The sequence below is a fragment of the Methyloglobulus sp. genome, from assembly GCF_046714055.1.
Lineage (GTDB): Bacteria > Pseudomonadota > Gammaproteobacteria > Methylococcales > Methylomonadaceae > Methyloglobulus.
In genome coordinates this window covers 1-6,783 of record NZ_JBKKBJ010000132.1, presented here as the reverse complement: position 1 = coordinate 6,783, position 6,783 = coordinate 1, and the positions used below count along the sequence as shown (strand labels likewise).

General features: G+C 45.9%; 8 protein-coding genes and 1 pseudogene. 2 read left to right on the top strand and 7 right to left on the bottom strand.

Translation table 11 applies throughout. From position 1 onward, the window contains the following. Positions 1–143 precede the first annotated feature (143 nt). The 6 genes from ACLQ6D_RS08050 to ACLQ6D_RS08025 form a co-directional block, all read right to left on the bottom strand. Positions 144–296, bottom strand: a complete 153-nt coding sequence (locus ACLQ6D_RS08050; protein ID WP_411726767.1) for a hypothetical protein — start codon at positions 294–296, stop codon at positions 144–146. A gap of 539 nt (positions 297–835) precedes the next feature. Next, complete coding sequence (locus ACLQ6D_RS08045) at positions 836–1,555, bottom strand: hypothetical protein (RefSeq protein ID WP_411726766.1); 720 nt, start codon at positions 1,553–1,555, stop codon at positions 836–838. Further along, a complete protein-coding gene (locus tag ACLQ6D_RS08040) occupies positions 1,552–2,565 on the bottom strand; it encodes a tryptophan--tRNA ligase (protein ID WP_411726765.1) in 1,014 nt (337 codons plus the stop codon). Before ACLQ6D_RS08040 ends, ACLQ6D_RS08045 begins: the two co-directional genes overlap by 4 nt. 323 nt (positions 2,566–2,888) lie before the next feature. Continuing rightward, positions 2,889–3,623 (bottom strand): ABC transporter ATP-binding protein, encoded by a 735-nt coding sequence (locus tag ACLQ6D_RS08035; protein WP_411726764.1) that lies wholly within the window; start codon positions 3,621–3,623, stop codon positions 2,889–2,891. A gap of 15 nt (positions 3,624–3,638) precedes the next feature. Beyond that, entirely contained in the window at positions 3,639–4,385 is a 747-nt protein-coding gene (locus tag ACLQ6D_RS08030; RefSeq protein ID WP_411726768.1) for an ABC transporter permease, read from the bottom strand. A 9-nt stretch (positions 4,386–4,394) separates the two neighbouring features. Further along, entirely contained in the window at positions 4,395–5,357 is a 963-nt protein-coding gene (locus ACLQ6D_RS08025; RefSeq protein ID WP_411726763.1) for an ABC transporter substrate-binding protein, read from the bottom strand. Between the two features lie 398 nt (positions 5,358–5,755). On the opposite strand from ACLQ6D_RS08025, the gene ACLQ6D_RS08020 reads away from it, so the two are divergent. After that, positions 5,756–6,034 (top strand): BrnT family toxin, encoded by a 279-nt coding sequence (locus ACLQ6D_RS08020; RefSeq protein ID WP_411726762.1) that lies wholly within the window; start codon positions 5,756–5,758, stop codon positions 6,032–6,034. Beyond that, complete coding sequence (locus tag ACLQ6D_RS08015) at positions 5,994–6,266, top strand: BrnA antitoxin family protein (protein WP_411726761.1); 273 nt, start codon at positions 5,994–5,996, stop codon at positions 6,264–6,266. Before ACLQ6D_RS08020 ends, ACLQ6D_RS08015 begins: the two co-directional genes overlap by 41 nt. A 167-nt stretch (positions 6,267–6,433) precedes the next feature. Here ACLQ6D_RS08015 and ACLQ6D_RS08010 read toward each other — a convergent pair. After that, a pseudogene (locus ACLQ6D_RS08010) lies at positions 6,434–6,783 on the bottom strand (hypothetical protein); the annotation flags it as partial.

Here is a 6,783-nt window from a genome sequence, read left to right as displayed (position 1 = left end):
GTTTTATGAAAAATGGCGTACTAAATGCGTATTTCAGCCGAGTATTGCCTATTAGGGGGCTATACCCATTCGAAAAAATTGGCACACACCATTCAGCCGGGGTTTTTGTTATCCGTGCAAAGGTCTCACATGGTATCCAATATTTACTGCTCTTCATATGCAAATAAATATTGATGTAAGGTCAACCGCTGCGAGACAGGAATCGAGTAGTCCCCAGAAGCGAAAGGGCTGGGCGTTTTCACGAAGCGTTGTTTGCGTAGTGTTGTGCAAAGCCTACCGACATCGCCTCGAGTCATTTCGTAACCAAGTTTTTATAGCCCTTGTCGGGTATAAAACGAGGGAAGCAGGGCCTGTCCTGAGCGTAGCCGTAAGGAACGGCTGGGGCAGGCATGGGGGCGGTCGCGTTAAGTTTTATCCCACATGCTTAGGCTGGGGGGGGCAACAAATCGCTCCAGCATTTGCTGCATTCACGTCATCCTTGGCGCTCATGCCCAAAACAAGCTTTCGCAAAAATAACGACTCCCTTTATCCTGAAAAAATCAGTTGAAGTATTCGTGATAAGAGTTAAGTTAAGGAATATCAAGGTATTGTACGACTATAATTAATCACCCAAAGGGTGAGAGCATTGTAAGGGCAGGCCTTGTGCCTGCCCCGGCAACCCCGTAGTTATCCGGGCAACCACAAGGGATTGCCCCTACGGTAGCCCGGAAACATCAAATCTAACTGATTTTTTTAGGATTAATGAAGTTTTTTAACTATGGTGTCATAGTTCCACACGGCTCTGAAAAATGACTTTTTTAGAAATTCCACACGCCTTTACGAATGCCCTAAACTTTTATGATCGTTCAAAAAAACTTTTGTAGGTGACGAACATGAACGTCGATGTCAACATATATAGGACGGGGGTCAACAACGGCGTTATTTCTGCACACAAAATAGCCTCAAAAATCAGGAACGCCAGCGTTTTGTACAGCGCTCCCTTCTGGGTTGCAACTTCCAGGTTACCCGCTTCTTTAGCTTGACTCCAACCGTAGTCCTTGAACAGCATCAAGGGGTAACTGTACCAACTGGCAAACGTCGTAAGCATCAACAAGGTAAAGATCAAGGTGATGTTGGCATACCCATAAAGCCAAATACCTATTTCGCGGGTAGTCCTGTGGTTCAGGTTTTCGGGCGTAAACTGCCAGTCAAAGAAAAAATAACTAATCATTTCAAACTGCCCGTTGATAATATTGGCTATCGCAATGAATACAAACCAACAGATGACAATGACACCGCCTGCCAGGATGGCTAAGGGAAGGCTTTTTTTGATTGCCCAAATCAAACTGACTGAACCCGTGGACGAATGCTTCAGGTCTATGTATTTTGCTACGCCCACACCCACGAACAGGGAAACAACAGCAGAAAAAATACCTAGGGCAAACGATATTCTGGCTATACATAAAACCACGGCCAAGAACAGCGTATACCCTACCCAAATCCAAGGATCGCGGCGGATAAACAATAAGGATTTCCGTAGCCAATCGCTGAATTTTATTTTTCTGACAATTTTCACAATGAAATCCTGCTAATGCCGACTGCTTGTCGTAATTCCTGGATAAAAGGGACGCTGATTGCCCTGGCTTTTTTCGCGCCTTCCTGTAATTGTCCCTCAATGTGATCTGGCTTTTCCAGCAACGCATCGTAACGCTCCCTAGCCGGGGCAATCTGCTTGTTAACATGCTCAAACAAGGCCTGTTTCATTTCGCCCCAGCCTATGCCTTCAGCATAGCGTTGACGGATTTGCCCGACCTCTTCCGCCGTAGCAAAAGACTGATAGATGCTGAACAAGGTGCAACCCTCCGTTTGTTTGGGTTCGCCAGGCTCCAAAGAATTCGTTTTGATCTTGTTAATCAGTTTTTTCAGCTTTTTCTCAGGCTCGAATAACGGAATCGTGTTGTTGTAGCTTTTGCTCATTTTGCGGCCATCAAGACCCGATAAGGTCGCGCCATTCTCATCGAGTACCACTTCAGGAAGCGTGAAGTGTTCGCCATAAATATGATTGAAACGACCTGCTATATCCCTGGCCATTTCAATGTGTTGGACTTGATCCTTGCCGACAGGGACTTTTTTGGCGTTAAACATCAATATATCCGCAGCCATCAAGATAGGGTAGCTGAACAAGCCCATCGTGATGCCTTTATCGGGATCATGCTCCCCGCCTTGTTCGTTGTCAGCAACGGCGGCCTTATAAGCATGTGCCCTGTTCATCAAACCTTTGGCGGTCACGCAGGTCAGCATCCAGGTCAGTTCCAAAATCTCTGGAACGTCTGACTGCCGGTAAAATACAGCATTCGTGGTATCGAGTCCAAAAGCAAGCCAGGTTGCTGCGATTTCCAGGCTGGATCTTCGTACACGTTCTGGTTCCTGGCACTTAATTAAAGCGTGATAATCAGCCAAGAAATAAAAAGGCTTGACGTTTTGGTCTTTACTGGCGGCAATGGCTGGCCTTATTGCACCTACATAATTACCCAAATGGGGCGTTCCGGTTGTGGTGATACCTGTCAATACGATTGCTTTGTTCATGAATTATTTCTTTGATGTCTTGTTCTTCATTCTATCAGTCAGTCGGATATCCGCTTAAATTTTGACTGGGTTAGCGTTGACTGGATTCCAGTTTAACAGCTTATTCTGCTGTGTCTATGCACACTATTTTTTGATTGGATGTAACTATTCACCACGAAGAACACAAAGGACACGAAGTTTGTCAGATTATTTAGTTTTATAGAATGTACAGTCACAACCCTCCTCATGAACCTCAACACACTGGCTCTTCGTGATCTTCGTGTTCTCTGTGGTGAAAATAGACGTTGGCTTGAATCATGCTGAATAGTTACGATTGGATTCTATCAAACACACTGTCTCAGTTCTGGATTAGCATTCAAAAGCTGCTGCCTGAAGGTCTCAATAACCTTTTCATTATCGCGGTCACTTCTTGGAATGGGCACTGCGATTTCCCTAATGACCTTCATCGGCGCCGCAGCCAGAAAAACAATCCGGTCAGCAAGCATTATAGCCTCCCGCAAATCATGGGTGACAAACAACACGGTGTGAGGCCGCTGTTGCCATAAGGTTATCAATAGCTTTCTGACCTGCCTTGCAGTCGGCGCATCCAGGGACACAAAAGGCTCATCCATTAACAGCACATCGGGATTAATCGCAAAAGCGCGAATAATCGCGACCCTCCGGCTCATGCCCAAGGACAGGCGCTCAGGGTAAACGTGTTGAAACTTGCTAAGTTGCATAACTTCCAGCAAAGCATCAATATTTTCTGAGGATGAATTTGCCTCTATTGCCAGCTCAATATTTTCCCTGACGGTACGCCAGGGCAATAAACGCGGATTTTGAAAAACATAGCCAATCTTAGGATGAGTTTGCCGCAGACCGAAGCTGATACGGCCCTCATAATCATGGTCGAGGTCGGCAATAATATTCAACAAGGTCGTTTTACCGCAGCCGGACGGCCCGACTAGGCAGACAAAGTCACCGATATTAAACGATAACTGGAGATCAGCTATCGCTAAATGATGCCCAGCCCGTCCTTTAGCCGGAAACATTTTGCTTTTGATGTCGATTGCTATCATCTTAAGACTATTAAGTCAGCGCCGCCAGCGTTGCGCCTTATTGTCCAAAGGCTTTAAAACCATCAATTCCAGCAATTGGATGATGGCAACAAAGGCAATGGTGTAAGCCAGGATACTGGCAACATCAAAAAGTTGAAAAAATAGATGTAACTGGTAACCCATGCCGTTGCTGCGCCCCAGCAACTCGACGACCAGGATTATTTTCCAAACCAACGCCAGCCCCGAACGGGTTGCACCCATCACATAAGGGTATAATTGCGACCAGACGACGTGTATCAAAGTTTTGCGCTTGCCGAAACGGTAGCAACGAGCCATCTCCAGTAAATCCTGATCCAAAGCGCGGGCACCTTCCCTGATGGTGACAATCACGTTGGGCAATTTGTTGATGACAACCGCTAGGATCGCAGCCACCTCGGTCAGCCCAAACCAGACATAGCACAAAATAACGGTAACCAGCGCTGGAATATTCAGGAAAATAACCAGCCAATTATCGAAGAAGGCATCAAGCTTTTTGTTGCATCCGAGAGCTATGCCTATGGCACAACCCAGTAACATGGCAATGGAAAAACTGGCAACCAGCCTGAGCAATGTTACCCCCAGATGAAAAGGAATTTGGCCGTTTAAGCAACCTTGCCAAAAAACACTTCCGACAATTAGCGGTGTCGGAAGGTTATTGCTGTCCATATAGGCAGCCAAAGCCTGCCACACGGACAATAAAGCCAGCAAGGACAATCCCGGTATGATTTTTCTCAGGCTAATCAACACGGTCTGTTAGTTTTGTGACCAGAATGTTCCCGGTTGCAGGTGTTCGGACTGCCCGGTTAGCTGGTTATTGCTCACAGTCCGCAGCATTGTGTAAATACGTTCAGCCGCCTGTTGTTCCGGGATACCCCACTGGATAACATTACCTTCACAGTAACGTTGGCGAAGTTTGGTTTGTGTAGTGGGGTCATCGGCCTGGATTAAAGGAATGGCTGTTTTCCAAACAGGTCCTGAACTACATAGCAACAGTTTAGCCGTTTTGCTCGCCTTCAAAAACTCGGTCAGCGCAGTTTTATGACCGTCCGCCCAACTTTGTTTAAACACATAACCCAGTGCCGGTACGTTTTCCTGTATGCCCAAGCCTTTTAAAATGCCTTTACCATCAATTACTTGACGATATCCTTGCGCTTCCAGTTTGGCACCAAAATGCCAATAATTGAGCGCCGCGTCTACCCTGCCCTGTTTAAGCTGCTCATTAATGAGCGGCGGTGCGCCAAATGTTTTTTCTACCGAAACATTCAAGTCCAGTTGCTCCTGTTGCGCCAGCGCCTGTAACAATAACCAGTTTTTATCCAGTTCGCCACCTGCAATCCCCAGTCGCTTGCCTTTGAGATCTTTAATGACATGAATGGGGCTGTTTTCCGGCACGACTAAAGCGCCCGAAGTTGTTGAATAGGGATAAAAGGTAAAATCAGAACCTGTTGAGCGAAGTCTTGATACCCAAATCCAGTCGGAAACAATGATGTCAACTGCACCAGACTGCAAAGCTATTTTTCCCGCTTCTGTTGTGGCAACAGGATGGGTTTCAATCTGAAAAGCTAGGTCTTTGGCCTGATTCTCACCCTGTAAAACAGCTAATTCCCAAGTCAACGTACCCGTAGCCTGAACGCCAATCCTGATAGTCGTTTTATCTGACGCGAAACTATTAATAGCAATGAGACAAAAAGCAAGCAATAAAACGCAATATTTCATGGGATGACTAAAGTGCAGGTTAATCCAAAGGCTTATTTTATCCGTTCACTCCCACTTAAGCGAAAATGTTTCGACAGACATAGTTGTAACGGCCTGCAAACATAATCCATAAGACCTGCAAACATCCGTATTTTCGGCCCGGATTAACTGCAAATATCCAACACCTTCGACTCGAATTAACTGCAAATGAACCCACATTATTTGCAAACAACCTGCAAACATCGCTTATACAAGATTATTTTACTAGCGTATATTTCCGTGCGAATATGCACAGAACCCTTAATTAAGTCCTAAATCGCCACAGAATCCAAAATGATGCCGACCAACTTGCTAGATGCATGATGTAGGGGTAAAATTAGGAAAATTTGCTTTGTAACTACAAAAGGCGTTACATTTAAATGAACTATGTCTGGGATGACGGCAAGAGTACCGTTAATCTACAAAAGCATGGATTGAGCTTTGAAGATGCGGCGCTCGTTTTTTCCGGTGCGTGCGTCACCTTTGAAGATGATCGTTACGATTACGGAGAACCCCGATTTATTACGCTGGGTATCCTGGTAGGCCGCGTTGTCGTGCTGGTACACACACCACGGCATGAGGAAACGCGCATTATATCGATGAGAAAGGCAAACGAACGTGAACAAAAAATCTATCAAAAGCGACTTGGCAAGACTTGATGCCATGACGGATGCGGACATTGACTATTCCGATAGCATGCCGTTGGGTGATGAGTTTTTTGAAAAAATCACCACGCCTTGGCCACCTGCCAAAAAACAACTCACACTTCGGCTTGATGCGGATGTGCTGGCATGGGTTAAGGCACAAGGTAAAGGCTATCAGACCCGGATTAACCATATTTTAAGGGCCGCCATGGATAGCCAGCAGCGGCCTAATCACGATAATCATTAGCCATCGCTGATTGCAATCGAAAACAGTTGCAACTGCAATTTGGCTATCTTTGCCTTTTCGATGGGGTTGGGCAATAATTAGGGTACTGTGCATATTCACATCTAAGCAGACATTGGATATTCACAAATTTCCGTGCGCTGAACTCCCTATCGACCCTTATCGGTCACTCAGGATGAGGGGGTTTCACCAAGAGAAAAGACTCGATTGGAATTGAACTGTTCCGATTTTCTGTCCCCGCCTCTGGCTTTAGGCTCAACTCGTCTTTCCAACTGTTCTTCAATACGTTGCTTAAACCGAACATTGCCTAACACCCACGCTTTATTGGTCGCCTCCCTGATGTCGGTAACAGTGTTTTCAGAAAGTTGATGCTTGAATAACCCGCGATAAGCGGCCTGACGCGCTTCGCTGGTATCACCCAAACGCAAATATTCTGAATGAGCCACAACTAAATCACTTAGCTGCCCCAGTGCGTTTTGATGATAACTTGACCAAGGATATTCTGCAGGATCAGATACCA

Bases quoted from the DNA above. Each gene is read 5' to 3' on its own strand.
- ACLQ6D_RS08035 (WP_411726764.1), bottom strand. From the start codon at position 3,623: ATGATAGCAATCGACATCAAAAGCAAAATGTTTCCGGCTAAAGGACGG.
- ACLQ6D_RS08040 (WP_411726765.1), bottom strand. From the start codon at position 2,565: ATGAACAAAGCAATCGTATTGACAGGTATCACCACAACCGGAACGCCC.
- ACLQ6D_RS08020 (WP_411726762.1), top strand. From the start codon at position 5,756: ATGAACTATGTCTGGGATGACGGCAAGAGTACCGTTAATCTACAAAAG.
- ACLQ6D_RS08050 (WP_411726767.1), bottom strand. From the start codon at position 296: ATGACTCGAGGCGATGTCGGTAGGCTTTGCACAACACTACGCAAACAA.
- ACLQ6D_RS08025 (WP_411726763.1), bottom strand. From the start codon at position 5,357: ATGAAATATTGCGTTTTATTGCTTGCTTTTTGTCTCATTGCTATTAAT.